The following is a 23,308-nucleotide window of genomic DNA, read 5'->3' on the forward strand; positions in this document are numbered from 1 at the left end:
TATGGATTCTCTTTGTCAATAGAATTTTCCAATGAACTCATTTGCAATTGTAATTTTGTTATGCCTTTTACATGATTCATAATATATAAAAATACAAATCATGATTATTGTAACAAAGAGATTTGCAAATTATTTTTGAATTAGTTTTTTCACAACCTGACTCTTTGCAGCTTGGCGAAGTGGCGGATTATAAGGTACTTACTTTTAATTTTGCGCCAATGTTTATTTGAAAGACTGACCTTGATTTTAGCACTAAACCCGCCATGTTGTCAAACTGCTGTTAGCCGACCACCCATCATTCTAATTTATATTTTGCTTCAATTTGATTAATTAAATTTTGGTCAGCCTGATGATTCTTTTGCTTTATGATAGTGCTTAGTTCTCGTGCTTGCATAAAATAATTTGAACATATATTTACAATTCGTCTGTCTTTTACAGCACAAAAATTTTCTTTATATTCTGATGAAACAAAAATGATTTCTTCGGTATCAATAATTACAAACTGTAATTTTGGAAATCTTAATTCTTCTAAAGTTTCATAATAATAACAACTATATACATCACCATTCTTTATATGACTTTTCATCTTTTGCAAATTCCTTCTGTTTGATGGTGGAAAGGTGAAAATTTCTTCATAAATTGATTTTCTTTTTAATTGCTCACTTCTCTTTCTTTTACAAAAAGAATTTATGCTTTCGTCGATTTCGTCATCTAATTCTAATCTATGCTGTTGTGAATGACTTGAGCTTGGAGTTCTAAAGTCTTGCCAATTTAAATCCTGAACAGAATATTTGGCATTCCTGATTTTACTTGCAACGTAAATATCTACTTCTTTGATTGTATTGAATGTTGTTTTTTCTACGCCATTCAATGATTCCACAATATTTGATACACTTTTGTCAATTTTATTTTCAATTTGTCTTTGTCCAAAAGTGCCAAAAATTGAAAAAATATAATGAGAAGTAATCGCACATAAGAATACACTTGAGATGTAAGCATAGTTAATTGTCCAGCCAAAAACTGTTTCCTTACCCATTAATCCCAAAAATATAACAATGCCACAAATTATTGTGACAGAAATTAGAATGATTTTATCAAAAAGTTCTAATAGTTTATCCTTTTCCATATTTTAATGGTGTTAAATTTAAAAGAATTTTTGTTTCTTCAATGCCGATGTTAAAAATGCAATCCACTATTGATAAACCTTTAGCAAAACCTAATTGTGTTCTACGAGTTTGGTAGTAGGTAGGATGATTGTTTAAGTAATCTTGAAGTAATATATTTATTCCAAATTTATTTAATTTTTTCACATCGTGTTTTTCTGTTGCTTCAATAGAACCTACAATAATGTTATTTGTTTTTAATTTTTCACATAAGTAAATTAGCCTTTCAGTTGGCTCTAAAAATGTTGACTCAACAAACTGACTGCTTCTATTTATTTCAGGCGACTTTATTTTGAGAAGTTCTATTAATTTGGTCGTAATAAAAATGTCAATTTCCGACAGAATATCTGATTTATCTATACTTTCAATCAAGATTTTTTCTATATATGAAATATTCTCTTTAAAATATCTTGCCTTGGAATACGATGAATATAAAGTTTTAATAATTTTTTCAATAGTTTCTTTATCGTTAAAATAAATTTTATTACACGGTGTCTTGAATTTATTGCCAACAGGAAGTCCAATCCAAATAATTTCACCTTGCATATTAACAATTTGAACTCTGTCTATATGTTTTCTTTTAGAAAAATAAACATTGTCGAGTACAACAAGTTTGTCTGCGTAAACTAATTTTGCAAAATAGCCCAACCAAGGCAGAAAATTAGGTTGATGAATTACTATGTTTTTGTCAGATGTCAAATTTTACAAATTTTTGAGATATTTCGTTTGGTGTCGGCTAAATTTGTTATTTCCGAATCAAATATACTATCAACTTTCGCTTTATTCGTCTTTTTTATTCAATTTAAGTCTGTCTAAGGGGTTTTGAATTGATTCAAGTCGTAGTGTTGTTACATGAGTATAGATAAGAGTTGTTTTAATATCCTTATGGTCAAGCATCTTTTGTATATAAGGCAAGGTGACACCTGTATCTAGATTATGGATAGTCCCTCATATAATGTGGTATAAACTCAACTATGTCAAGTGGTATATAGTGTAACTCTGCGATATATTATCGCCTTTTTAGCGAGATTCTTGACAACTTATTCTATTAGTCTTGAAGAATAGTCATTTTACCTGAAATCAGCCCAAATTACAGCTATACACACATGTTCCTTGAGTTCTTTAGTTTCTTTTTTTGATTTCATATTATGAACATCTCTTTTCATATCTGCAAAGTTTGAAAAGGTTTTTGGCACTGGTTCATCTTTGATTAAGCCCTGACTTTATCTTATCCAGTAAAGAATTGTACCATGTCCTTTAATGAAATAGATTAATGAAGCTTGTCTTCTATTGAGTTTTTTACACAATATTTCTTTAACTATTTTTCTTTTAAATTCTTCATTGTAGAATACTATTTAAGCTTCTGATCTAATTGAACTTTGTTATTTACTCTTTTTAAGTCCTTTTATAAGTTGACTTTTCCAAATTTCTGAAGTTAACCTATTTCAATACTATACAAACCGCCAATTTCTTGTATGTGCTTTTATGCACTGGATTTTAATCAATTATTCCGTTTTTTTTTAATTGATTAAGAGCCCATTTTTTTGCGTTGTCGCTGGTCATATTTAGACCATATGGTTCAAATGCAAATTGGGATAGCTCTTTAAACCTTGAGATATCTTCGATCTTAAAGTCATTAAGGTTAGCAAGAGCCCATTCTTTTGAGTTGTCACTGGTCATGTTTAAACCATTGGTTTCAAATGCAAATTGGGATAGCTCTTTAAACCTTGAGATATCTTCGATCTTAAAGTCATTAAGGTTAGCAAGAGCCCATTCTTTTGCGTTGTCACTGGTCATGTTTAGACCATTGGTTTCATATGCAAATTGGTATAGCTCTTTAAATCTTTCGATTCCTTTCGGACTTCCTATTTCTACCCTTTGAGAATTTAATGGGTGAACCTCAAGAACCTTGGTCGCTTTGATATACTTTTTAAACTTAATATCATCATCTGTTGCATTTCGATTATCTTCAACAATAACATTTACTGTTTGTGATTTCTCAGGCACGGATGATTTAATCTTTTCCAGTATTTTCTTTTTGCGTTCCCATATTGGATTCCATCGGACTGCAGTCACTTTTTCATTGTTTTCGCTTGCCCAAAAAATTGGCAATGTGTTATTTGGAGTATTATGAGGAAAAACTAATAGTGATTGTGAGTTATCGTATCCAAGCGAATGCTCAGGATAAAGTAATTTACCATACTTTTCACATAGCGCTTTTAATCTACTTCTTATTTCATCATTTTTAAAAACATAAGAAATATCATGGAACGCTCTTTCTTCATCTGAAAAAACGTGCTCACATATTACATTCTTAAAATATTTTGAATTTCTTACTTCATCTAAGCCATCTTTGTAAGCAAAAATGGAAAAATAATAAGTGTCAATTTCTATATGCTGTAGTTTATTCTTGGCGAATAGCATAGCTTGATTTCCAGAACCAATTATATCATCAAAGAAGACAATTGCATCTGCATGATTCAAATTCTCATTGAATGGAGAATAAGGAAAATTGTCTTCAGATAACCCTAGTTCTTTTCTGAATTCATATAAATACATCCCACCACTTGAACTAGGTGATTCACCAAGTGGAAAGAACTTCACTTTATCCAAATTATGATGGAATATATTTTTAATTTCCTTCGCTAAATGTGTAATTGCATCTTGAATCAAATGATTGTCCTTATATTGAATTTTTGATAACAATAAAATTGCATCTTCAATTTCAGATGGGGCAAAATTATTCAACCAAAGTATTATTTGTCCTCTTTTATTATCCCTCAAAGAAGTATCTTTAACAAAACCCCATTCATCAAGAAGTAAGTCGAATGTTTTTTTGTTTGCTTTAATAATTTCTGCTTTTGGATCCATCTATTCTATGATTAAATCGTTTTTCTTGTTTTTATAATCTTGTGCATAACTCAACGTTTTTCAGCTACAAGAAGTTGGCGATTTCGAAGCACTAAACTGTCTGCCACCGTTGAACTTGATACGAAGCACAAAACTTCAATTTAACCCCTGATCCGTCAATTTCTTGGAGGGACTCGTTAGTGGCTACTTTTTCTATGTTTTTCATATTATAATTCCATTAGACAGCGGTCTAAAACGGCAAAATCTTCAATATTAGTTTCCTTGAGAATAGCTATTAAAGTATCTCGTGTTAATCTATACTTGTCGCCAAAACTTAAACCACGTGGAAATGAAAGTCCAAAAGGTTTTAAATTTTCAGTAAACTCTTTGTTGTGTATGAAATATAAATTTGGATTATGAATTACAAGTACTTTAGAAATGAAGCCTTCGCTTACATTGTCTATTGAAAGTTTTCCATTTAACGCTTCATCAATACGTGTGTTTAAATGAATATTGTCATCACATATGTATTTCATCAACTTTGTAAATTTTGGTCTGTCATTATCAATTTTCGCTTTCACTTTTATAGGAACAATTGTCCCTAATTCCTTAATTTTCCAAAATGATGGAAGATCAAGTTTTACAAAATTTGGATAATCTAATGCTTTTTTCAGTTCTTTAATTTTTTCATTTCTTGTTTGTTTGAATTTTGGATAATCTGCACTACTTCTAATGTTTTTCAATTTTGAAATAAGCAAATCTTTTGCTTTTAAATTGGCTTCAAGCTTTTTTTGTTCAGTTTCTTTAAAGTCTTTAATTTCTGCCTGTTCTTCTTTTCTTCGTTTAAGTCTGTTCTTGTATTTAGGCAGGTAATCAGCGATAAAATCGGTTGTCAAAATTTGAGATTTGTGTTGAATTTTAAAGAACCAATCTAATAACTGTTTTGATGTTTCTTGATTGTCAATTTCTACAGTCATTTCTATGTTGCTGTCAAGTCCGCCATTAGTGCAGTTTGCAGAACCAATGAAAGATTTTAAATGATTGTCTGTGCTAACAATGTATACCTTAGGATGAAAAACTTCTTTAGTCATAATATAAGCTCCGACAGTATGCTTTTGCTTGGTTTTTAGCAAAAGTAAGTTTGTCAAAGCTGCAGGGTCTGTTGGTAAGTCCACTCCACCAATAAAATTTATTTTGCAGTCTTTCTTAATTGTCTTGAAAATAAAGTCAAAGCCATGCAGGTTTAATAATGCAACGGCTATCCATATTTCGTCAGCTGTCTTAAATGCACTTTTTAAATTGTCAGAAAGTTTATTAGTAATTTTTGTCATACTTGATGTTTTCAGAGTGGTCGGTCTAAAGTTGCCGCTTACTTTTGGCTTAATGTATTTATTAATAAAAAGGTGCGTTTATTTATTAGTGATGTTATTGACTTTAATGATTTCATTTTCAGGTATTTAAATTGTAATAGAGAGCAATTGTTTTTGTTTAATAATAATAGATATCACTTCAAAAGTAAAAGGATAATACCGTTTTCTTAAGCCATATCTTTGCTTAACAAATATAGCAAAACTTATCTGATTGAAAGGCAAAGAAGGCAAAATAAATTATTGTATATTAGTGCATTTGGCAATTTATGCTCTGGTCTAGAACGAAAATCAGTCATCCATAGAAAATATACAGTAAAAATATACTCGCCTATTTACCACAAAATCGATCTATTCGGATTAATTATCCTGAATTAATTCAATAATTTCCAATTCAATCCAAATTCCAATGCTCCAAATCCTCCTTCGGTAGTTTAAGTAATTCAGCGATTTCCCGTTTGGTGATGGGTTCGTACTTGGATTTTTTGTATTCGCAGCGGGCATTGGAGATGATCCGTTGGCAATAGCGTAGACCTCTGCCGGTGAGTTCCGTTAGGTCCTTGGGGTATATTGCTATTTTAAAAACTAATCTTAATGATCTTTTCTAATTTATTTTCAATCTTCAAGAAATATAGTCCTGGTGGAATAAAATTTAAATGAATTGAATGTTCTTGAATAGCAAATCCTTCTACCTTCCTACCCAATGCATCAAAAAGTATAAGTTTTTTTTCATCATTTATTTTGATCAAATCAATTCCTGTTACAAATAGTTCTCCGGAGGTCGGATTTGGGGAGATCATGACTTTTGGAATTTCTCCAGGTTTTTTATACCTCTTTCCGCAATCTTGGCCAATGGTGTCCCCGGTTGAAACACTTGATATATCATAAACTTGTGCAATTCCACCATATTGAAACGTGGTAGTTGCTATTCTATTTCCATCTCGTGAAAGCCTAATTGAAATACCAGTGCTAGGTGATTCTCGATTAGTTTTAATTGATTTTCCAACTTGCTCCCATTTACCATTGATGAGATCAAAAATCCTAACTGGACAATCGGAATTCTCGGGAGAAGAAATGGCCACTCTTTCTCCATCTCCAGAGAGACTTACATCCCATCCTAATTCTTCATCCTCAAAACCGTTAATCTCTTGACCTACTCTATTCCAATTTCCTGTAATAAACTCATAAATACCAACGTAACCAGTATTATCACCATGATGAAATCCTCTAAATCCACCTATAGCAATTCTATTTCCATCAGCGGAAAGTGATGTCGTCGCTCCGAAAAGATACCCTTCGCCTCTTCCATTAATATCCTCACCTTGTTGGCTCCAGTCTCCATCAATTAATTTATAAATTCTTGCCTGACCTGCCTGATCGCCTCCACTGTTATTATTGATTGAACCAGTTGCCAATATTGTTCCATCAGCTGACAAGGAGACACTAAACCCACATTGGTCTTTTTCGTTCTTACCTAAAATGTCACTTCCAATTTGTTGCCAATCGGAATCCTTAAACTGATATACTCGCACCACACCTCTGTGAATAACTAGGTCTGGAAATGCCGCTGCTCCAACAGCAATGATATTCCCATTAGCTGATATAGCAACTTCTGCAGTTTCTTTTGATCCGCGTCCCGCTGGAATATCTTTCCCGATTTGATCCCAATTTCTCCCATTAAATTCGAAAACTCTTACGTATTGGGAATTATGAGAACTTGCTACTAGTTTCAACCCATTATCTGATAAGGCCACTGAAAAACCAAACCAATCAAGCTTGGCTTTCCCGTTAATATCGCTCCCTATCTGTACCCAATTTTCATTTATCAACGCGTATACGCTCACTTGGCCTGCATGATATATAGGATCAGAATTTGCTGGAGCCCCAATTGCTACAAAATTTCCATTTCCAGAAATACAAACTGAATATCCAAATTGGTCATTCTCAAATTCACCAATCATGTCATTTCCGATTTGGATTTGTCCACGGCATAGGATTCTTATTCCTAGAAGAAATATTAATAAAATGATTTTGGGTGATAATCTCAATTTCAGGTTTTATTGATTGTTAATAAAATTTGTACTAACGAAACTTACATCAAGAGCTTTGTTAATATAATATATATGTCTTTGTAATTATTGTTGCATTTACAAATATTTAAATAATCCTTGGGTTCTAATTGTTTACAATTGAAATTAATAAAGTATGAAATTTACTTTATTAAAATTTAATGTAAAATTATCCTGAAGAGTATTTGAGTGTTATTTTAAATACCATTTCTGATTAACAAAGTCAATCTGATAATACATCCCTCCATGTCAAATGAACGATTCAGTTTACTGAATCTTAGAATCCATGTGTATTGATTTCATAATTTTGCGATTAGGTTTTACTTTTAAATCCTTAGGGTTGCCATTAAATGTAGAAATACAAATTCAAGACAAAAACCTCCTATATTTCCTATAATATTAAGCCAAACTTCTGTAAAACAAATATAAGGTATTCTTATTTGAAGGAATTGATTATTTTCAATATATATTTTTGTCCTTCAAAATGCACCAAATTATCTTATAAATATTAAGGAAATGATTAATTGGAAATCACATACCACTTGTCTCGTCAAAAAACCGAGGTTACCCGCAAAGTTATTGTTCAAATGGGTAACAAGATTTGTCTTTCTGAAGGATTTGCCCAGAATTCAAGTCAGAAAGCACTCATTCAATCCAAATTCCAATGCTCCAAATCCTCCTTAGGTAGTTTAAGAAATTCTGCGATTTCGCTTTTGGTGATGGGTTCGTACTTAGATTTTTTGTATTGGCAGCGGGCATTGGAGATGATCCGTTGGCAATAGCGCAGACCTCTGCCGGTGAGTTCCGAAAGGTCCTTGGGGTAAACTGCAATCCTTGAAATTTTTTTCATTATATTTGGCATTCATGTTTAGTGTTATAATCTACATTTTTTATAAATGAAAGTATCAATGTGTCAAATGTTGTCTTTTGAATGGCTAAAAGGATATCTATTTTATAAGAAATATTCTCAATCTATATAAAACGAAAAAACAGTAAATTTATTTAATGAAACTATTGAAAAAAATTAAATGAATAGGATTTTAACTTACTTGGTACTCCTTGTTTTGTCCAAAGTTAGAGTGGGAATAAAGATTTATTAGCTTGTTTGACATTTTAATTATGGATTAAGAAGCGTTTATAATAAAATCTTTTTGTTCTTTTTTCATGAAAAAAAAGAACCAAAAATTCTAGCCTGACTGACTGACGTCAGTCAGTCAGGGCTGTAATGTCTAAGCCTAAAATGATTCCATGAATCCACTCTAAGCATAAACAGTTCTATTTCAAATAAAAATTTCATCACCATTCCTCGCTAACGCGTTCCTTCACTTAATGAACTGTCGTTCATTACTTTGATAAATAATCAAAGTTCGTTCAGTCATACAGTTTTGAATTTTTACATTTAGTTTTCAATGCAGCTTCCTCCATGCCTAAATAATTGGCTTCGAAGACTACGCCAATTATTTTGGTTCACTTCACCAAAAGATCTCGTCGGTATGACGAGATCTTTTGGTTCGTTCATCCATTAAGGCCGTTCCAAATTTCTACGGCTACTTATTGCTATCAAATATTACTTGAATTTAATTTGAGATTGAGGTTAAAAAATATACTTAGTTCCTTGATTTGAGTTTGAAGCTATTATTTAACCATTTTTTGATTGATTTTGCAACTTAGAAAAAGTCAAAATTTTAGAAATAATTAAGTACAACTCACAAGCAAGTATCTACGGTCGCTCTACCCTCGAGGTACGGTCGAGGATCCAAGCCACTATTTATACTCATTTCATTTGTAAATTTTATTTTGTGTGTATTTGTATAATTGGAATAAATCTATGTGCGCAAAAACGACTCTATAGTATTAGAACGTCACGCGGGTTTTAGAACGTCAGAAACGACAAGGGCTAACATATTCTGATGTCATCATTCGTTTTAATAGGGACAGCAAAGTTTTTGAAGCTAGCCAAAAATGATTGCGCATTTTATTTTTTTAACACTTTAAATTTTTTATTATGGGACGCCAAAGCAGTCTGATTAAGATCACTGGTACGCTAGATGATCTAAGTTTTTACAAAACCAAAGACGGACATATGGTCCGAATGAAAGGGGGAGTCAGTGGGACTCGAATTAAAAATGATCCTGCATTCGCCAGAACCAGAGAGAACATGCAAGAGTTTGCAGAAATGAATCAAGCGGGTAAGTGGATTCGTACTTCATTAAGAAGTATATCAAGCAATGGTTCTGATGGAAGGGCAGTAAGCCGATTGGTGAAGCAACTAGCTCAAGTATTGAAGACAGATACCACTAATCTTCGCGGATTTAGAAAAGTAGGTGTTGGTTTATCAACCGTTGAGGGCAAGGCCATTTTGAATGGATTTAATTTTAATAATGAATCCGTCTTGAGTCAAGTGCTTAAATCCAACTATCAGGTTGATACTGCTACAGGCAATGTGAGTATTTCTGATTTTATTCCACAACAGGATTTGGAATTTCCTACAGCTGCGACACATTGCAGCATTGAAAGTGGTTGGTCAGAAATTAATTTCTCTACCGGAGAAATTACATCATCATTTAGTCCGCCTGTGTCTTTAATCCTTGATCTTACGAACAGCAATGTTGTGTTAACTCCGGCTCAAACTCCTTCCGGTTCCGGTATCGTGTTTATCGCATTGAAAGTGAGCTTTCTTCAGAAGATCAATGGACAGTTGTATCCATTGAATAATGGTTCGCTTAATGCTATTGAAATTGTTTCCGTAAGTTAATCAACTTGCCATGAGTCGGATTATGAACTGGCAATTGGTTCGTACTTATTTTCCGAATGGCACCAACGGAAGTCTCTGGTGTGGCAGTCAATTGATCTGCCATACCATTGAACTTCCCTGGTGTAATAATGTAAGAAATATCTCTTGCATTCCTGAAGGAACGTATAAACTCACTAAATTTCACAGCATGAAATTCGGATCGGTAATTCAAGTATTGAATGTGCAGGATCGTGAAGCCATCCTGATTCATCCCGCTAATGATGCATCAAAAGAATTGCGCGGATGTATTGCTCCCGTAATGGTTCACACCGGAGCGGGTAGAGGACTCTCCTCGAATACTGCACTACAACAAATGCTTCGCATTGCCAATCTGAGTTTAGAACGCCAGGGGAAATTATTTTTATTCATTAACACTAAACATGATCATTATGAAAACAAATCAGAATCAGGAAGTCCGTCCACTAACCCTATTGGACAGACTCCAAGCTCCAACACCGAGCTTCTTCAAAACGCTTCGTAATGCAGGGCTCCTATTAGCCGCCATAGCAGGAGGGATATTAAGTGCACCCATTACCTTGCCATCAGCAGTCATCACCGCAGCAGGTTACATCATGGTGGCATCTGGTGTCCTCAGTGCCGTGAGCCAGGTAACTGTAGAATCTGAAGCCTGATCGGTTTATGAGATTCGATCAAAGTCTTCTGGCGATGAGTTGTGGATCGATAGTAGGCATTTGTACCAGTTTCGACATACATGATATGCTCAAGACCATCATCATGTCTACATTAAGCGCTATAGCATCTTATCTGGCTACCTCTTGGATTAAGCGAATGACCAAAAAGAAGGATTAATAATATCCTATAGCATAATTTCTATGCTTAATTCCTAATGATTCCAATGATTGCTGTATCGTGTTTTCCTACGACTATTTCTTGATTTTTATTAACACTCTTTATATTCTTACTTAAGAATATAATTCATTGAGTTCACCCGACCCTGAATGTCGAAAGGCGTTCGGGGTTTTTTATCTCATATTGTCTTAACCTTGATTTTCATGATTAAAGGATTTCTTGATTTTCATGATTAAAGGATTTCTTGATTATTGTTTACCGATTATTTTATTAAAGGATTTCTTGATTATTGTTCGCCGGTTAATTTATTATTGTGAACTCTTTTGAACTCTAAACTTTTTCCACCAAAGTTGATGAGCAAACCAATTTCCATGTTGTAGGCTTCACAATAGTTCATGGCTTGTGCAAGGTGAACATCTTCTAATTTTATAAGTGCTTTCAATTCAACCATTATCGTTCCTTCAACAAAAAAGTCAACTCTTCTTTTTCCAATTTTTTCATCACGGTAATAGATGTCCATTTCTTTTTCCCGTTCAAATGACAACCCACCCAAACGCATTTCTATGTCCATAGCTCTTTGATAAATCACTTCTTGAAAGCCGTTGCCAAGTGTTCGGTGAACCTGCATTGAACATCCAATTATCTTCTCAGTTATTTCTTTGTGCTTCATTTTTAATTTGCTTTATTTAGTGTTTTTAAAATCATGCTAATCCTTTAATCCTTCTAATCATGGTTAAGACATTAATTGTGTTCAACAGCCCAACAATTCATTTGAATAATATTTGTTGTTTGTATAAGTAATATGTAAATAAATCTATCTTTCTAAAAAGGATTAGAACGTACAAAGTCGTCTAGATCGTATTAAAACGTCTAGATTGTATCAAAACGTCTAAAACAACAAGCGCTATCATATTAGGATTTCATACTTCGTTCTAATAATGACAGCAAAATATTTTTGAAATGAGCAAAAAGTTTTGCAATGATTATAACACTTTTTAAATTTTTAAACATGGATCACCAAATCAATTTAATTAAAATGATCAGCAAGTTAAATGGGCTTAGTTTTTTACATAGCAAACATGGGTCCTTCTTTCGAAAAAAAGGAGGGGCAAGTGGGACCCAAATTAAAACAGATCCAGCATTCGCCAGAACCAGAGAAATCATGCAAGAGTTTGGTGAAATAAATAGAGCGGGTAAATGGATTCGTAATGCCTTTAAACTTGTTACTGGCACTGAATCAGATGATAAGATGGTGAACCGATTGGTAAAACATCTAGCTCTGGTGATTAAAACAGATACCACTCATCTGCGTGGAGATAGAAAAGTAGGGTTTGGTCTATTGACTTCGGATGGCAAGGCACATTTACTCCAGTTCAACTTCAACATTAAATCCATGTTGTACGGAGTGCTTAAAACGGACTATCATGTGGATGTTAAAAGTGGGGTGGTGAGCATCCCAGATTTCGTGCCTCAGAAGGAGTTATATTTTCCTGATACTGCGACACATTGCAGTTTAGAAAGTGCGTGGTCTGAAATTGATTTTGCGAGTGGTAAGTTTAATGCTTCAATAAGTCCTGCTGTTTCTTTAGCTAGAGATTTGACTAAGCATAATGTAGTGCTAACACCAGCTCAACCACCGACAGGTAATGGCATTTTGTTAGTAGTATTAAAAGTGAGTTTTCTTAAGGAAGATAATGGTCGGTTTTATCCTGCGAAGTATGGAGCAAAGAATGCTATGGAAATAGTGGCTATTAAATAAATTTTTCGAATGGTGACCTTGCCATAATCAAATTAAATATGTTTTAATGCTTCAATAATTGGCTACTTTGTCAACGTCAATTGTTTAGGCATAAATACCAATATGATCTCGTCTATATGACGAGATCATTTGGTTTATTCATTTTTAGTTAGCTTTAGACAGCATGTAAGTTAATATAATATGATAAATAGAATAACTATTGATCCAAACATTTTTTGGTCGTTTGGAATTTAAGTTTAACAAATAAACAGATGATTGATTTCACAAGTCAAAAAACTTCTTAATACTTTTTAAGTCATTTTTTGATCTTTCATACTATACAATTAATTTAGTCAGTTAATAAATCTTTAAATGCTTGTTCGGTTGTAAAAAAACGATTATTTCTATAATCATTTCTGGCCTCCTCAATATTTAATTTTTGTTCGGAATTTAAAGTTATAATCTGCTTTGTTTCTTGAATGTCTTGTAATAGTGTATAAACTTCTTGAAGTAGTTCTTCATTGTCAATATTCTGTATTCCTTTGATAATCTTATCTTTAACAGTTGGCATTGTGTTAATATTTATGCTAATATACGAATTAAGTTTTAAGTTTATTGACTTTTGCTTCTGACAACAATCGTCGAAGTCTCTGACTTCGATGGAATACAAGCTTCTTCTATGGCGTCATTTCTAAAATTGGTGACTTCATTATCGTAATTTTTAATTCGAAATTCGTAATTGATTAAATTTGTTTTAACTCAAAAGCAAATTCCGGGATTTCATTTATCCTGCCTCTGCGACACAATTCAGTATTGAAAGTGCTTGGGCCGAAATTGATTTTATGACAGGCGCATTTAGTTCTTCAAAGAGTCCTGCGGTAACATTAGCGTTGGATCTAACTTCTAGTGATGTTGTATTAAATCCAGCTATGCTACCGACAGGAGCAGGTATTTTATTTGTAGTTATAAATGTGAGTTTTCTTCAGGAAGTTAATGGTCAATTGTATGCATTGAAGACTGGATCGTTTAATGCAATTGAATAGGTGTCTGTTTCTTAATAAGTAATTTTTCTTTGTCCAGAGAAAAGGAGAAAAGCGATGTATAAAGCGACCATGATTGAATCAGCAATTACCGCTTTTCCTACTCCGAATTCCATAAAATTTTCAGTTGAAAAAAGTATGAGTAGAATAAATATAACCTTACTGCTACCTGCTATGATAAGAACGAATCGCCTAACAGATTCCGTAAACGCTCCGTAAATTAACATAATGCCCATAAGTCCAATCAATGCACCCCAGTTTCGAACAATGATTTCGGATAAATTACTTTCTATTGTTTGTCCAAAATTTGATTGAATCGAAGCCTGAGGTGAGATTAATGCCATAAGCATTGTACAAGTTAAAAGACCTGAGATAAGCATGATCCATTTAAAATTTGAAATAAAAAATTGCATATTATTTAAGTTTAGATTTTCTTTAATAGTTCTAATCAATTCTCTTATTTTGGTTCTTGATGAATAAAACGCCAATGACAATCAACCAAATCAACCAAAGCGTACTTCCGATAAATCCTGCCATATCCCAAACTGGAAAATTAGGTATTACAATAGCAAATAGCTCAGCCTGTGCTAATAAATAAATACCCGAACTGATATAGCCAAGCCAATTAACCCATTTGGGAAACATATTTAATTTCTCAAAAAAGTAAGTCATCATAATAGTCCATGCAATAGTAAATAATTGTCCTAAGTGCTCACCTAAAATAACTCCTCCATATTGGTGAATTGTTTTAAATGCAACTATAACAGCTGCTTTAGTTGGTTCGTCAGGAGCGTTAACATAGATGTTTGCTAAAATGGGTACAACAAATGTCCATCGAAGCAAACCTATCATTTGAACAATTAATCCAATAACGCCAATATTAGTAGCGACACGAATCCATGATGTTTTGTTTTCTAATTGTTGACCCATCAAAATATAAGCAGGCAATAATGGAATGCCAGTGATCGCAAATGCAAACCAAGTCCAAATTAATTGAGTACCACCTTGATGAAATTTGGAAAGAATGATACCAGTATCCTGTCTTAAAATGACAGGATACTCAAAAATGATGGATAGTATTGTGTATGGAACAAATAAAGCGATTGCCCCAGTGATCAATAAGTAAGCTATTGTTTTGTTGTTATTACTTTGCATATTTTTTATTTTTATTAAAGAATAATGAATAACTTATACCACCTGCGGGATTTAACTTTAAGGTTTTATCCTTGGCTGCAACTGTTATCAGGCCTATGCGTAGGTTAAGTCCTTGCCAAATCATCCAACGAAAACCTGCTTCTGTTCCAATTGCATTTTTGTTTTTATAATCACTGTCCAGTCCACGCAAATAGGAAACACCAGCATAAAAGGATGAAGGGTTATACTTTTTGCCAACAGGAAAGCACCAAAAAGTAAGACCAGTTTTTACAAAATTGTTGGTAACACCCGAAAATGCAGTTAGGTAATATCCAGCATGAATGGAAACCTGGTTTTGCCTAAATTCAGCACCAATAGATGGCGCCCGAAAGGCGTTAATACTTAATTCATGTTTTGAAAAGCGACTTTGCGCATAGGTAGAAGTTGACACTAATAACATTAGTAAGAAGATTTGTTTTTTCATTTTTTTTGATTTAAATTGTGATTGAATATTTATTATTGTTGTATTGTTTTTTGATTTATTCGTTTCCAGTCATTATAGAGATAAATGCCCCAGACAAGCTCAACAATTTGGAGCATAGCATATCCAGATGATAATGCAAATCCAAAATAGGATTCACCTGATTGCACATTAATAAAAACTAATAAGAAAAGGATACTTGGAATTAAACCTGCAATTCGGAGCCAAATGGGATAAAGATTACACCAAAACATAAAAATAAATGCTGGAATCATAGGTATAGCTATCATTATACCTCTGTCCGCATTAATTCCAGATTTACCTAATGAAGCTAATGAAATTCCATGTGCTATGCCAAGTAAGATATAAGCAGATGCACTTACATGTTGACCTCTCAATCCAGTATATCTTGCTGCCATTACTGATGCTGAAATTGCGAAGGCATTTGCAATTTGATAGTGTAACAATTCAAACCTTAGACTATCACTAAATATATAGCCCATTGCAGTACAAATTAAATTTAAACCATACCCGATAAGTATTATCAATACAAGACTTTTGTTTTCAAATTCACTTTTATTCATAACAGATGTTTTAATTTTTATAATTTAATTTTTATAGTTTTTACTATTTTCCCATTAACAATTGACCATTAACAATTGACCATTAACCATTAACCATTAACCATTTGTATTATTCTCTATTCTGTTTTTCCTCTGATTTCTTTTTTAGTTCTGTAAGCCAAACATCGTGGTGTTTTCTCAATTTATTGGGTTGGAATATTTTTTCCAAAAATGTAATCCATCCGTTTTGGGATTCTTCCACAATTACTTTACAACCTTTATCAGTAGGTACAATAAGCCAAACAGAATAAGCTTGAACGCTTTTCTTTTTTGATTCCCAGGCCAACAGTTGATTAGGAACATATTGCTTGATTTCAGATTGAAAGTTCATGCCCATAGTGTTCCATTTAAAGACTGTGTTGGCTTTCAAAACTGTGTCAGAAGTATTCATAAAAGAAACATGTTTTGCATGACTATACCATGTTTCCCACTTTAATGCATCTATTATTAGATCCCAAACAATCGTTGGTGAAGCATTTATTTCTATCTCGTTGTGGACAAAGAATTTACTATTCTCTGGTTTATACTCATCAGTCCAATTAATTCTGGTTGAGTCGTTATAATTTTGTTTCTGTTGTGAGAATAGATTTGTGGTTAGTACTAATGAAATTAATACAGTTGTGAAAATGTAGTTTGTCATTTCAATATTTTTATATTTTAATAAATGATTTATTCGATATTATCTTTTATTCCATAATTCCTTTCCGAGATACATTTTTTCCATCAATAGTTTTTCAACTATTTTTGTGTCATTGTCGCCATTCATGAATATCAACCAGGCGTTTTTACTTTTTGGAAATAGAACAGCTATTGTATTTACACCTGGATCTTTTCCTGTATGAATTAGGGCGTATTCGTCATTACTGAAGTTTGTTAATTTTTCCCAACCCAGACTAAAAAAATCATTGGTATTTAATTGAACTTGATTTTTATGCATTTCTTCTAATACCTGTGAAGATAATCCAGCACCATTTAATATATAGGCAAGAAAGTTTCCATAATCTTCAACTGTTGTTAAAAGATTTGCGGCAGCATTCGCTTCATAATACTTAGATGTATCAATTAGTTTTCCATCTTGGTCATAGTTTTTGACATATCTTTTTTCATCCATTGATTTATCCCACCAAAAATGTGTGTCTTTCATTTTTGCAGGTTTGAATACATATTCAGTCGCAAGTTCTTCCAGCGTTTTGTTAAATTTGGCTTCCAATGCTTTTCGCAGATATTCGAAACCTTCACCTGAGTATTGAAATTGAGTTCCAGGGTCAAATTCAAAACTTAGTTTTTTACTTTCAGTTAAGTATCGCCAGTTCGGAAAACCTGTTTGATGTGAAAGGATAATTCTTGGGGTTATTTTTTTTGTGCGTATATCATTTTTTAGGTCGGGATCTATCCAATATTTATTTAGTGATTCATCTAATCCTAATTTTCCGGCATTTATTAATTTTAAAGTAATCAATGCTGTTACAGGTTTAGTGAGTGATGCTACTTTAAAAATTGAATTGTAAGCAGCAGGTGTGTTTTTGTCGATATTTCCAAAGACATCAATATGTTTCAATTGTCCGTTTTCAACTATACTTAACCCTAAGACGGGAACTTTTTCATTGATCAGTAATTGTTTTATTTCGCTTTCAAAATTGGTTTTTAAATCTGAATTATCAGGGTCATGGTGATCATAACTCAATACCTCTTTTAATAACCACTTTTCTTTATCTAATAGCCATACCATCGTAAATTTAGCAGTGCTAGTTGGTGTGTCTTTTTTGTTCAACGCTCTTATATAGAAATGGTGTATTCCGCTTTCTATGGCACCGTAGAGTATCCCATCATTATATAATGGAAAAACTTCCAAGCTGTTTTCTTCCAACTTTCGAATGGGTTTTTGATGAGGTGTTGAACAAATATTTTGCTTTACAGCAATAAGGAAATCTGCTTTGTTTTGAATACCACTTTGGTCATGGAAAAAAAGCAAGTCTTGGTGAATGGTTTGCTCAAGATATTCTATATCACAAAGGTTAAACGATCGTTCAAAGAATACACTGTCTTGTTTTTTCAATTCCAGAAATAGTGTTGAGTTTTTAGCTAATTGTCCTTTAGCTAAAAGGTTTGCACATACGAAAATTAGAATTACTAGGAATTGCTTTAACATGACTTTTATTTTTATTGTTTTATTATTTGGTAATGCAAAGGAAAGGCGCCTTAAAATGAATTCCTTTTACATATGTTGAGAAAATGAAAAATATTTATAAATAATCTGGCAAGAGATCTTTATCAGTAAAAATAAATTCCCAATGATGTCCATCCAGATCAGCAAAGCAGTGTTGATACATCCACCCATGATTCTGTGGTTCGGCATATATCAGTGCTCCCATTTGTTGGGCTTTGTGAATGATGTTTTGGATTTCCAGCTTGGATCCAGCATCCAATGAAATCAACACTTCGTTATATGTTTTTAATTCACTTTTGCCATGCTGTATCAACGTTCTAAAGTATTCCTCTTTCAGCAACATGACAAATATATTCTCACTGATTATGATGCAGGCTGCAAGGTTATCAGAGATTTGTTCTTTTATGTGGTATCCCAATTGTGAGAAAAAGAATTTTGATTTCTCAACATCCTTAACAGGTAAATTTATAAATACTTTTGTTGCCATTTTTTAAATTATAGCACAAAATTCTAAAGGGAATTTCTTTAAACCCTTTACATATGTTGAGAAAACTCAGAATTTATTTATTTACAAAAAGAATTCTACTCAATTGTGTAGGCGTGATACCTAAATAGGAAGCAATATGATGTTTTTTTAACCGTTTTACCAATTGTGGATACTTTTCCAGAAATTCTCCGTATCGGACTTTTGCATCAAAATGCCGTAATGAAATTTCCATTGGTTCTTTTTCTATAATCCAATGGTGTTCTATGTATTTTATATAAAATGCTGCAACATCACTATACCTTGAAACCAGGTTTTTAAAATCAAAAAAATTATAGGTTAAAATAGTGCTATTTTCAATTGCGATTATATTATAGGCACTTTGTGAATTGCTTAACATGGCACCTACAGATGCAGCAAGTCTATTTTCGGGGAAAAAGACTTTAATGACAATATCACCAGCATTAGATGTGTAGGATTGCGAAAACAAGCCTTTAACAACAAATCCTACATCTTTTGGGTACTGACCTTCAGATACAAAATATTCTCCTCTCTTATATGTTTTCAATCGCAATAATTTGGTCCATTCCATTTCAGCTTGTTCTGAAATATTATGATAGCTTCTGATTTTTCTAAAAAAAGGTTCAGTATTCATTGAATTTGTGTATGTATAATTAATGAATTGAATTACTAATCAGTGAATCCATTTTGTTGCATTCTATCTTTGTTTATAAATAGCGCCATAGCTGTTTTCATTTTCCTGAAATCTATTTTCTCATAAAAGCGTTCCTTGCCTGGAGCAGCGTACAATATGTAATTGCATCCAGGTGTATTATCTATCATTTTTTGGATAATCGTTTTTCCAATTCCCATTCTTTGATACTCAGGAATAATGGCTACATCGTAAATAGCTGCTTGATACTCCCCGTCTGAAATAGCTCTTCCAAAACCAATAAGATGATCATTTTCAAAAACAAAAACCACAGTGTGACTATTATTAAAAGCTCGTTTGTGTTTTTCCCCTGCATGAAAAGCCATGCCTACTTTTTGAAGAATTTTAGATACTTCCTCCCAATTAATATTATCGGTGTTATATTGAAATCGAAGATTCATTTCACAATTTATTTATATCAATTATTTAATTTAAGTTGCTTTGGTAGATTTATTAATTAAATCTATGAAATATGTCATATTTTCTTTTTCATTCTGACCGGTTACAAAATGAGTATTTCCTAAATATTTCATACCTAAGTATTCCGCAGAATTTGAAAATGGTAGCCAGAATCCATCACCTAGATTACTACCTTGTGAGGAACTAATGGCAGCCATGCTTTTCGTTCTTAATTTTCTTCCTAATTCTTTTTCATCATCTAACAAATCGGTAAATCTATCAAAGAATGTTTTCATTTTACCGCTCATAGCATACCAATACACTGGAGTCGCAAAAATGAACACATCGTATTTGTTTATAATACGTCGCATAAGTGTTAAATAATCATCATTTTTATTTTTGTGCTCATAATCGTAGTTATTTATATTATAATCATTCAAATCAATCACATCCCATTTGGTAATATTTTGTAACTGGTTGACTATTTGACCAGTTTCGCCATTGGTTCTCGAGCTACCCAATATTATAACGATATTCATTTTTGATGGTTTTAAAAGCTGTATGAGAATGAGATTGCTTATTTTTATGATAAATATACATAATACGGTTTAAATTTAGATAGGGCATAGTCTTATATTAATTAATTTGTTTGTGTTCTTAATTTTAGGATGTAATAAAAATTGTTTGTACTGGCTGATTCAAATAAGATAAAAGCCAACATAGTATAATGGATATAATTGGAATTCTAATTTGAAGAATAGTCTGCTTTAAAGTAAGTTTAGTGATCATTTTTTGTGCCAAAAGTTCATTTTTTTCATTTGAATTGCTAAAGATAAATACTTCATCAATAATTGTTGAAAATTATATCAAATAAGTTTTTGATGCCTTTTAATTATCGGCTTTCTATCACTTTAGGTTCGATATTGTTTCGTAATTGATTAAATCTGTTTTAACTCAAAAGCATATTCATAACTGATGACGCTTTTGTCTTTTTCGTTTTTCTTCCACGCTTCTTCTAAATGACTTAATTCAATAATGCCATTGGTACTGGTGAGTTTAAATGCCGTTGCTACTTTATCTAATACTTCCAATTCACTTTGTGAAAACAAATCAGCTTTAAATGGTCTGTTCTTTCTTGCTTTGAATTGTTCGCCTGTATGGCCATTTTGAAATTCGGTGGTGTGAATTTCTATTTCATCTTTATTGACTAAATATTCAAAAATACTTTGAAAATTGTTGGGCACAGGTCCCATATCAATGGCTTTGTACCGCACTCCGCTGATTGAAAAACAACTTTGTTTGAACATTAGAAAATCGGTATAGAACAATAACTTGTTCATCTTGGTTTTGAAGGGTGCAATTTTTTCTGAAAAATAGACTACCATTTCGGTAAACTTTTCAAAATTGGGATTTCTGTATCCTGAATAAATATCTGCCATGCGGTTGCCTAATAAATATTCCTTGAAATTCAAATTGAACATGTTTCGTTTTCTCTCTTCTAACAATATTTGTGCTTTCTGAATATACTTTGTTTTTGCTTTGTCATCTAGGGTTGCACATAACTCAACCATATCAATAAAAAACTTAGGATCGTCCACCATCTGTATCATTTTGGCATTGGCTATACTTGGCATTTCACCTGCTTCGTACTGGCGATAACTATTAACACCAAAGCCTAAAATTTCCGACATCTTGACTGCGGACAAACCATACTTTTCTCGAATTCTGATGATTTCATCTGGAAATGGGATGTTGAATTTGTCTCGATATTGATTATATACCTGATTCATATTCACTTCATCTAATGATGTAGAGGTAAATTGTTCTCCGCTATCCTCGCATCTGTAAAAATGAAACACAATTTCAAATGTTTCCTTTCTGAAATCCATTGACCTGCGTTCTTTGGTCAATTTCATTTCCTTATCTGTGATTGGACTTTTCATAATTATTTATTTTAACCGATATTTTATTATTTTAAAGGATATTTCATTTTATGTTGTGCTAGGTGAAAAGAAATGCAGATAACACTGCAGCCCATTGCACCCATTGTAATTTTAATATACACTTCCCGTCTCTTTATGTTTTTGCCAAACACCCACATCTCAGTACCTCTGTAAAGTTTTTCTTCGATTGGGCCTTCGCAATAGTCTTTGGTTTCGAGTGCTTCCAGAGCAGCTTTTCGTTCTATAGGGCGAAGTTCTAAGTCCACAAGAGCCTGGATATTTTTGCCGCTATCGTCACGAAAGAGCACATCCCAAATCTTCATCTTTTCTTTGAAGTCTTTTAAAAAGGATGCTACTTGCTCTTCTAAGCTCATACATTGTTTTACTAAACGAAGGTACATCTATTATTGTAATACTCAACTATAAAGTTGTTAAATTAATTATTTTACGATAAAAATCAACTTTAAAGTTATTAAAATTAAATATACCATGATAGTCTTTCTCAGTAGTTTTACTCACGTTTATTAAACAAGGGCAAAAAGCCTGAAAATTTACTTTCGTCCAACTTTATAAGTGTAAAATGTACCTTCGATATGTTTTGTAGTCTAGTAATGTTAAGTAATACTGGCTTTTTTATAAAATTACTACAATCGTAGAAGTCTCTGACTTCGATGTAATTATTAATTCTTATCTGATTACCGATTACTCGATTACCCTTTTCTTCAGAGTCTCTGTTCCAATACCAATAATTTGTAAAATTCATCTTTGGTGGCTATGATGTTTCTACCTCTTAATAGTAGTCCAATAGATTATACTGTGTTTTTTAAATTTGTTTTTTAGGATTGGATCTCGTATCGAATATACTGAGTATTATGATTTTGTTTGAGCTTGTTCGATAAAATAGTCTATTATGTTTTGATATAAGTATTCCTCTGATTTTTTTTTCGGAATTTTGATAAGGTCCAATATTTGGTTGTTTACTTAGGAGTTCTACAAGCTCAAATGTTCTTTGAACAAATTGTTTGGCGAGATTTTCACTCCAATTCTGATTTAGATATTCAGTCAATGAAGCTAAATTTGAAGTAGCTCTTTTAGACCAAATTATTTTTCTAACCATTTGCTGAATCGGCCAACAACTTCTTCATGACTAATTAAATTTATCGGATCTTTACTTTCTTCATATGAAAGCATTAGCTCCTCCTTTTGTTCGAGAGTAAGGGAATTCCACAATGCCCCTTCTTGGCTGTTGTTTAGTTTAGAAATAAGATTATAGTAATCGTTTAATAGACCCTCATCTTCAATTTTATCAATGAGTTTATGGAACGCTTCTTTTGTTTTCATCGCATAAAATTACTAATAATTTGGGATATTAAAACATACAATATATCATGATTATAAGTGATCCAAAATTTAATTTATTGATAAAGTCACTTAAATTAACGAATGTAGAAGTCTCTGATTTCTTTCAATGTAATTGATGCCATTTAAGCAATTCAAATGCTACCTAAACTAAGTAGTGCTGATCACAATATTT

At 32.5% G+C, this 23,308-nt stretch carries 27 protein-coding genes; 6 read left to right on the plus strand and 21 right to left on the minus strand.

What is annotated here, in order from left to right; translation table 11 throughout:
• Positions 1–295: 295 nt before the first annotated feature.
• The 5 genes from IPK88_12920 to IPK88_12940 all read right to left on the minus strand — a co-directional run bounded on the left by IPK88_12920 (position 296) and on the right by IPK88_12940 (position 7,341).
• Positions 296–1,126, minus strand: coding sequence for a hypothetical protein (locus IPK88_12920; GenBank protein ID MBK8244323.1), 831 nt, complete (start codon positions 1,124–1,126; stop codon positions 296–298).
• Positions 1,113–1,811: a WbqC family protein gene (locus IPK88_12925; GenBank protein ID MBK8244324.1), complete on the minus strand. Its 699-nt coding sequence runs from the start codon at positions 1,809–1,811 to the stop codon at positions 1,113–1,115. The genes IPK88_12920 and IPK88_12925 overlap by 14 nt, the downstream gene beginning before the upstream one ends.
• A gap of 849 nt (positions 1,812–2,660) precedes the next feature.
• A complete protein-coding gene (locus tag IPK88_12930) occupies positions 2,661–4,034 on the minus strand; it encodes a hypothetical protein (GenBank protein ID MBK8244325.1) in 1,374 nt (457 codons plus the stop codon).
• A gap of 206 nt (positions 4,035–4,240) precedes the next feature.
• Positions 4,241–5,344: a hypothetical protein gene (locus tag IPK88_12935; protein MBK8244326.1), complete on the minus strand. Its 1,104-nt coding sequence runs from the start codon at positions 5,342–5,344 to the stop codon at positions 4,241–4,243.
• A gap of 614 nt (positions 5,345–5,958) precedes the next feature.
• Positions 5,959–7,341 (minus strand): T9SS type A sorting domain-containing protein, encoded by a 1,383-nt coding sequence (locus tag IPK88_12940; GenBank protein ID MBK8244327.1) that lies wholly within the window; start codon positions 7,339–7,341, stop codon positions 5,959–5,961.
• Between the two features lie 695 nt (positions 7,342–8,036).
• Here IPK88_12940 and IPK88_12945 point away from each other — a divergent pair.
• The 4 genes from IPK88_12945 (at position 8,037) to IPK88_12960 (ending at position 11,053) form a co-directional block, all read left to right on the plus strand.
• Positions 8,037–8,231, plus strand: a complete 195-nt coding sequence (locus tag IPK88_12945; protein MBK8244328.1) for a hypothetical protein — start codon at positions 8,037–8,039, stop codon at positions 8,229–8,231.
• A gap of 1,223 nt (positions 8,232–9,454) precedes the next feature.
• Positions 9,455–10,204 (plus strand): hypothetical protein, encoded by a 750-nt coding sequence (locus IPK88_12950; GenBank protein MBK8244329.1) that lies wholly within the window; start codon positions 9,455–9,457, stop codon positions 10,202–10,204.
• 10 nt (positions 10,205–10,214) lie between these two features.
• Complete coding sequence (locus tag IPK88_12955) at positions 10,215–10,724, plus strand: hypothetical protein (GenBank protein MBK8244330.1); 510 nt, start codon at positions 10,215–10,217, stop codon at positions 10,722–10,724.
• 158 nt (positions 10,725–10,882) lie between these two features.
• Positions 10,883–11,053, plus strand: a complete 171-nt coding sequence (locus IPK88_12960) for a hypothetical protein (protein MBK8244331.1) — start codon at positions 10,883–10,885, stop codon at positions 11,051–11,053.
• Between the two features lie 286 nt (positions 11,054–11,339).
• Here IPK88_12960 and IPK88_12965 read toward each other — a convergent pair whose 3' ends face one another.
• Positions 11,340–11,723 carry a GxxExxY protein gene (locus IPK88_12965; GenBank protein MBK8244332.1) on the minus strand — a complete coding sequence of 128 codons (384 nt, stop codon included), beginning with the start codon at positions 11,721–11,723 and terminating at the stop codon, positions 11,340–11,342.
• Positions 11,724–12,062: 339 nt separating this feature from the next.
• Between IPK88_12965 and IPK88_12970 the strand changes: the two genes are divergently transcribed.
• A complete protein-coding gene (locus IPK88_12970) occupies positions 12,063–12,812 on the plus strand; it encodes a hypothetical protein (GenBank protein MBK8244333.1) in 750 nt (249 codons plus the stop codon).
• Positions 12,813–13,140: 328 nt separating this feature from the next.
• On the opposite strand, the gene IPK88_12975 is transcribed toward IPK88_12970, so the two are convergent.
• A complete protein-coding gene (locus IPK88_12975) occupies positions 13,141–13,362 on the minus strand; it encodes a hypothetical protein (protein ID MBK8244334.1) in 222 nt (73 codons plus the stop codon).
• A 271-nt stretch (positions 13,363–13,633) separates the two neighbouring features.
• Between IPK88_12975 and IPK88_12980 the strand changes: the two genes are divergently transcribed.
• A complete protein-coding gene (locus IPK88_12980; protein MBK8244335.1) occupies positions 13,634–13,834 on the plus strand; it encodes a hypothetical protein in 201 nt (66 codons plus the stop codon).
• A gap of 11 nt (positions 13,835–13,845) precedes the next feature.
• Here IPK88_12980 and IPK88_12985 read toward each other — a convergent pair whose 3' ends face one another.
• From IPK88_12985 to IPK88_13050, 14 genes are all read right to left on the minus strand, one after another.
• Positions 13,846–14,244, minus strand: coding sequence for a hypothetical protein (locus tag IPK88_12985; protein ID MBK8244336.1), 399 nt, complete (start codon positions 14,242–14,244; stop codon positions 13,846–13,848).
• A gap of 31 nt (positions 14,245–14,275) precedes the next feature.
• Positions 14,276–14,986, minus strand: coding sequence for a DUF4386 domain-containing protein (locus IPK88_12990; protein MBK8244337.1), 711 nt, complete (start codon positions 14,984–14,986; stop codon positions 14,276–14,278).
• Positions 14,976–15,449, minus strand: a complete 474-nt coding sequence (locus tag IPK88_12995; GenBank protein ID MBK8244338.1) for a hypothetical protein — start codon at positions 15,447–15,449, stop codon at positions 14,976–14,978. Before IPK88_12995 ends, IPK88_12990 begins: the two co-directional genes overlap by 11 nt.
• A gap of 32 nt (positions 15,450–15,481) precedes the next feature.
• Positions 15,482–16,030, minus strand: a complete 549-nt coding sequence (locus IPK88_13000) for a hypothetical protein (GenBank protein ID MBK8244339.1) — start codon at positions 16,028–16,030, stop codon at positions 15,482–15,484.
• 109 nt (positions 16,031–16,139) lie between these two features.
• Positions 16,140–16,709 (minus strand): SRPBCC family protein, encoded by a 570-nt coding sequence (locus IPK88_13005; GenBank protein MBK8244340.1) that lies wholly within the window; start codon positions 16,707–16,709, stop codon positions 16,140–16,142.
• Positions 16,710–16,748: 39 nt separating this feature from the next.
• Positions 16,749–18,218: a class A beta-lactamase-related serine hydrolase gene (locus IPK88_13010; GenBank protein MBK8244341.1), complete on the minus strand. Its 1,470-nt coding sequence runs from the start codon at positions 18,216–18,218 to the stop codon at positions 16,749–16,751.
• Between the two features lie 94 nt (positions 18,219–18,312).
• Positions 18,313–18,723 carry a glyoxalase/bleomycin resistance/extradiol dioxygenase family protein gene (locus tag IPK88_13015; GenBank protein MBK8244342.1) on the minus strand — a complete coding sequence of 137 codons (411 nt, stop codon included), beginning with the start codon at positions 18,721–18,723 and terminating at the stop codon, positions 18,313–18,315.
• A 73-nt stretch (positions 18,724–18,796) separates the two neighbouring features.
• The gene (locus tag IPK88_13020; protein ID MBK8244343.1) at positions 18,797–19,375 is read right to left on the minus strand and encodes a Crp/Fnr family transcriptional regulator; all 579 of its coding nucleotides are present in this window, start codon (positions 19,373–19,375) and stop codon (positions 18,797–18,799) included.
• A 35-nt stretch (positions 19,376–19,410) separates the two neighbouring features.
• Positions 19,411–19,833: a GNAT family N-acetyltransferase gene (locus tag IPK88_13025; GenBank protein MBK8244344.1), complete on the minus strand. Its 423-nt coding sequence runs from the start codon at positions 19,831–19,833 to the stop codon at positions 19,411–19,413.
• 30 nt (positions 19,834–19,863) lie between these two features.
• Entirely contained in the window at positions 19,864–20,370 is a 507-nt protein-coding gene (locus tag IPK88_13030) for an NAD(P)H-dependent oxidoreductase (GenBank protein MBK8244345.1), read from the minus strand.
• Between the two features lie 399 nt (positions 20,371–20,769).
• Positions 20,770–21,774, minus strand: coding sequence for a DUF4065 domain-containing protein (locus IPK88_13035; protein MBK8244346.1), 1,005 nt, complete (start codon positions 21,772–21,774; stop codon positions 20,770–20,772).
• Positions 21,775–21,800: 26 nt separating this feature from the next.
• Positions 21,801–22,148: a toxin gene (locus IPK88_13040; GenBank protein MBK8244347.1), complete on the minus strand. Its 348-nt coding sequence runs from the start codon at positions 22,146–22,148 to the stop codon at positions 21,801–21,803.
• A gap of 449 nt (positions 22,149–22,597) precedes the next feature.
• A complete protein-coding gene (locus IPK88_13045; GenBank protein MBK8244348.1) occupies positions 22,598–22,891 on the minus strand; it encodes a type II toxin-antitoxin system RelE/ParE family toxin in 294 nt (97 codons plus the stop codon).
• Complete coding sequence (locus IPK88_13050; GenBank protein ID MBK8244349.1) at positions 22,876–23,115, minus strand: hypothetical protein; 240 nt, start codon at positions 23,113–23,115, stop codon at positions 22,876–22,878. Before IPK88_13050 ends, IPK88_13045 begins: the two co-directional genes overlap by 16 nt.
• Positions 23,116–23,308 lie beyond the last annotated feature (193 nt).

Source organism: Candidatus Defluviibacterium haderslevense (assembly GCA_016712225.1).
GTDB classification, from domain to species: domain Bacteria; phylum Bacteroidota; class Bacteroidia; order Chitinophagales; family Saprospiraceae; genus Vicinibacter; species Vicinibacter haderslevensis.

What these genes read in the sequence shown, in the direction of transcription:
- IPK88_12940 (MBK8244327.1), bottom strand. Translation starts at nt 7,341, where the DNA reads ATGATTGGTGAATTTGAGAATGACCAATTTGGATATTCAGTTTGTATT.
- IPK88_12950 (MBK8244329.1), top strand. Translation starts at nt 9,455, where the DNA reads ATGGGACGCCAAAGCAGTCTGATTAAGATCACTGGTACGCTAGATGAT.
- IPK88_13030 (MBK8244345.1), bottom strand. Translation starts at nt 20,370, where the DNA reads ATGAATATCGTTATAATATTGGGTAGCTCGAGAACCAATGGCGAAACT.
- IPK88_12990 (MBK8244337.1), bottom strand. Translation starts at nt 14,986, where the DNA reads ATGCAAAGTAATAACAACAAAACAATAGCTTACTTATTGATCACTGGG.
- IPK88_12970 (MBK8244333.1), top strand. Translation starts at nt 12,063, where the DNA reads ATGGATCACCAAATCAATTTAATTAAAATGATCAGCAAGTTAAATGGG.
- IPK88_12935 (MBK8244326.1), bottom strand. Translation starts at nt 5,344, where the DNA reads ATGACAAAAATTACTAATAAACTTTCTGACAATTTAAAAAGTGCATTT.
- IPK88_12965 (MBK8244332.1), bottom strand. Translation starts at nt 11,723, where the DNA reads ATGAAGCACAAAGAAATAACTGAGAAGATAATTGGATGTTCAATGCAG.
- IPK88_12945 (MBK8244328.1), top strand. Translation starts at nt 8,037, where the DNA reads ATGGGTAACAAGATTTGTCTTTCTGAAGGATTTGCCCAGAATTCAAGT.
- IPK88_13015 (MBK8244342.1), bottom strand. Translation starts at nt 18,723, where the DNA reads ATGGCAACAAAAGTATTTATAAATTTACCTGTTAAGGATGTTGAGAAA.
- IPK88_12995 (MBK8244338.1), bottom strand. Translation starts at nt 15,449, where the DNA reads ATGAAAAAACAAATCTTCTTACTAATGTTATTAGTGTCAACTTCTACC.
- IPK88_12920 (MBK8244323.1), bottom strand. Translation starts at nt 1,126, where the DNA reads ATGGAAAAGGATAAACTATTAGAACTTTTTGATAAAATCATTCTAATT.
- IPK88_13025 (MBK8244344.1), bottom strand. Translation starts at nt 19,833, where the DNA reads ATGAATCTTCGATTTCAATATAACACCGATAATATTAATTGGGAGGAA.
- IPK88_12930 (MBK8244325.1), bottom strand. Translation starts at nt 4,034, where the DNA reads ATGGATCCAAAAGCAGAAATTATTAAAGCAAACAAAAAAACATTCGAC.
- IPK88_13040 (MBK8244347.1), bottom strand. Translation starts at nt 22,148, where the DNA reads ATGAGCTTAGAAGAGCAAGTAGCATCCTTTTTAAAAGACTTCAAAGAA.
- IPK88_12985 (MBK8244336.1), bottom strand. Translation starts at nt 14,244, where the DNA reads ATGCAATTTTTTATTTCAAATTTTAAATGGATCATGCTTATCTCAGGT.
- IPK88_13010 (MBK8244341.1), bottom strand. Translation starts at nt 18,218, where the DNA reads ATGTTAAAGCAATTCCTAGTAATTCTAATTTTCGTATGTGCAAACCTT.
- IPK88_13045 (MBK8244348.1), bottom strand. Translation starts at nt 22,891, where the DNA reads ATGGTTAGAAAAATAATTTGGTCTAAAAGAGCTACTTCAAATTTAGCT.
- IPK88_12980 (MBK8244335.1), top strand. Translation starts at nt 13,634, where the DNA reads ATGACAGGCGCATTTAGTTCTTCAAAGAGTCCTGCGGTAACATTAGCG.
- IPK88_13035 (MBK8244346.1), bottom strand. Translation starts at nt 21,774, where the DNA reads ATGAAAAGTCCAATCACAGATAAGGAAATGAAATTGACCAAAGAACGC.
- IPK88_12955 (MBK8244330.1), top strand. Translation starts at nt 10,215, where the DNA reads ATGAGTCGGATTATGAACTGGCAATTGGTTCGTACTTATTTTCCGAAT.
- IPK88_12960 (MBK8244331.1), top strand. Translation starts at nt 10,883, where the DNA reads ATGAGATTCGATCAAAGTCTTCTGGCGATGAGTTGTGGATCGATAGTA.
- IPK88_13020 (MBK8244343.1), bottom strand. Translation starts at nt 19,375, where the DNA reads ATGAATACTGAACCTTTTTTTAGAAAAATCAGAAGCTATCATAATATT.
- IPK88_13005 (MBK8244340.1), bottom strand. Translation starts at nt 16,709, where the DNA reads ATGACAAACTACATTTTCACAACTGTATTAATTTCATTAGTACTAACC.
- IPK88_12975 (MBK8244334.1), bottom strand. Translation starts at nt 13,362, where the DNA reads ATGCCAACTGTTAAAGATAAGATTATCAAAGGAATACAGAATATTGAC.
- IPK88_13000 (MBK8244339.1), bottom strand. Translation starts at nt 16,030, where the DNA reads ATGAATAAAAGTGAATTTGAAAACAAAAGTCTTGTATTGATAATACTT.
- IPK88_13050 (MBK8244349.1), bottom strand. Translation starts at nt 23,115, where the DNA reads ATGAAAACAAAAGAAGCGTTCCATAAACTCATTGATAAAATTGAAGAT.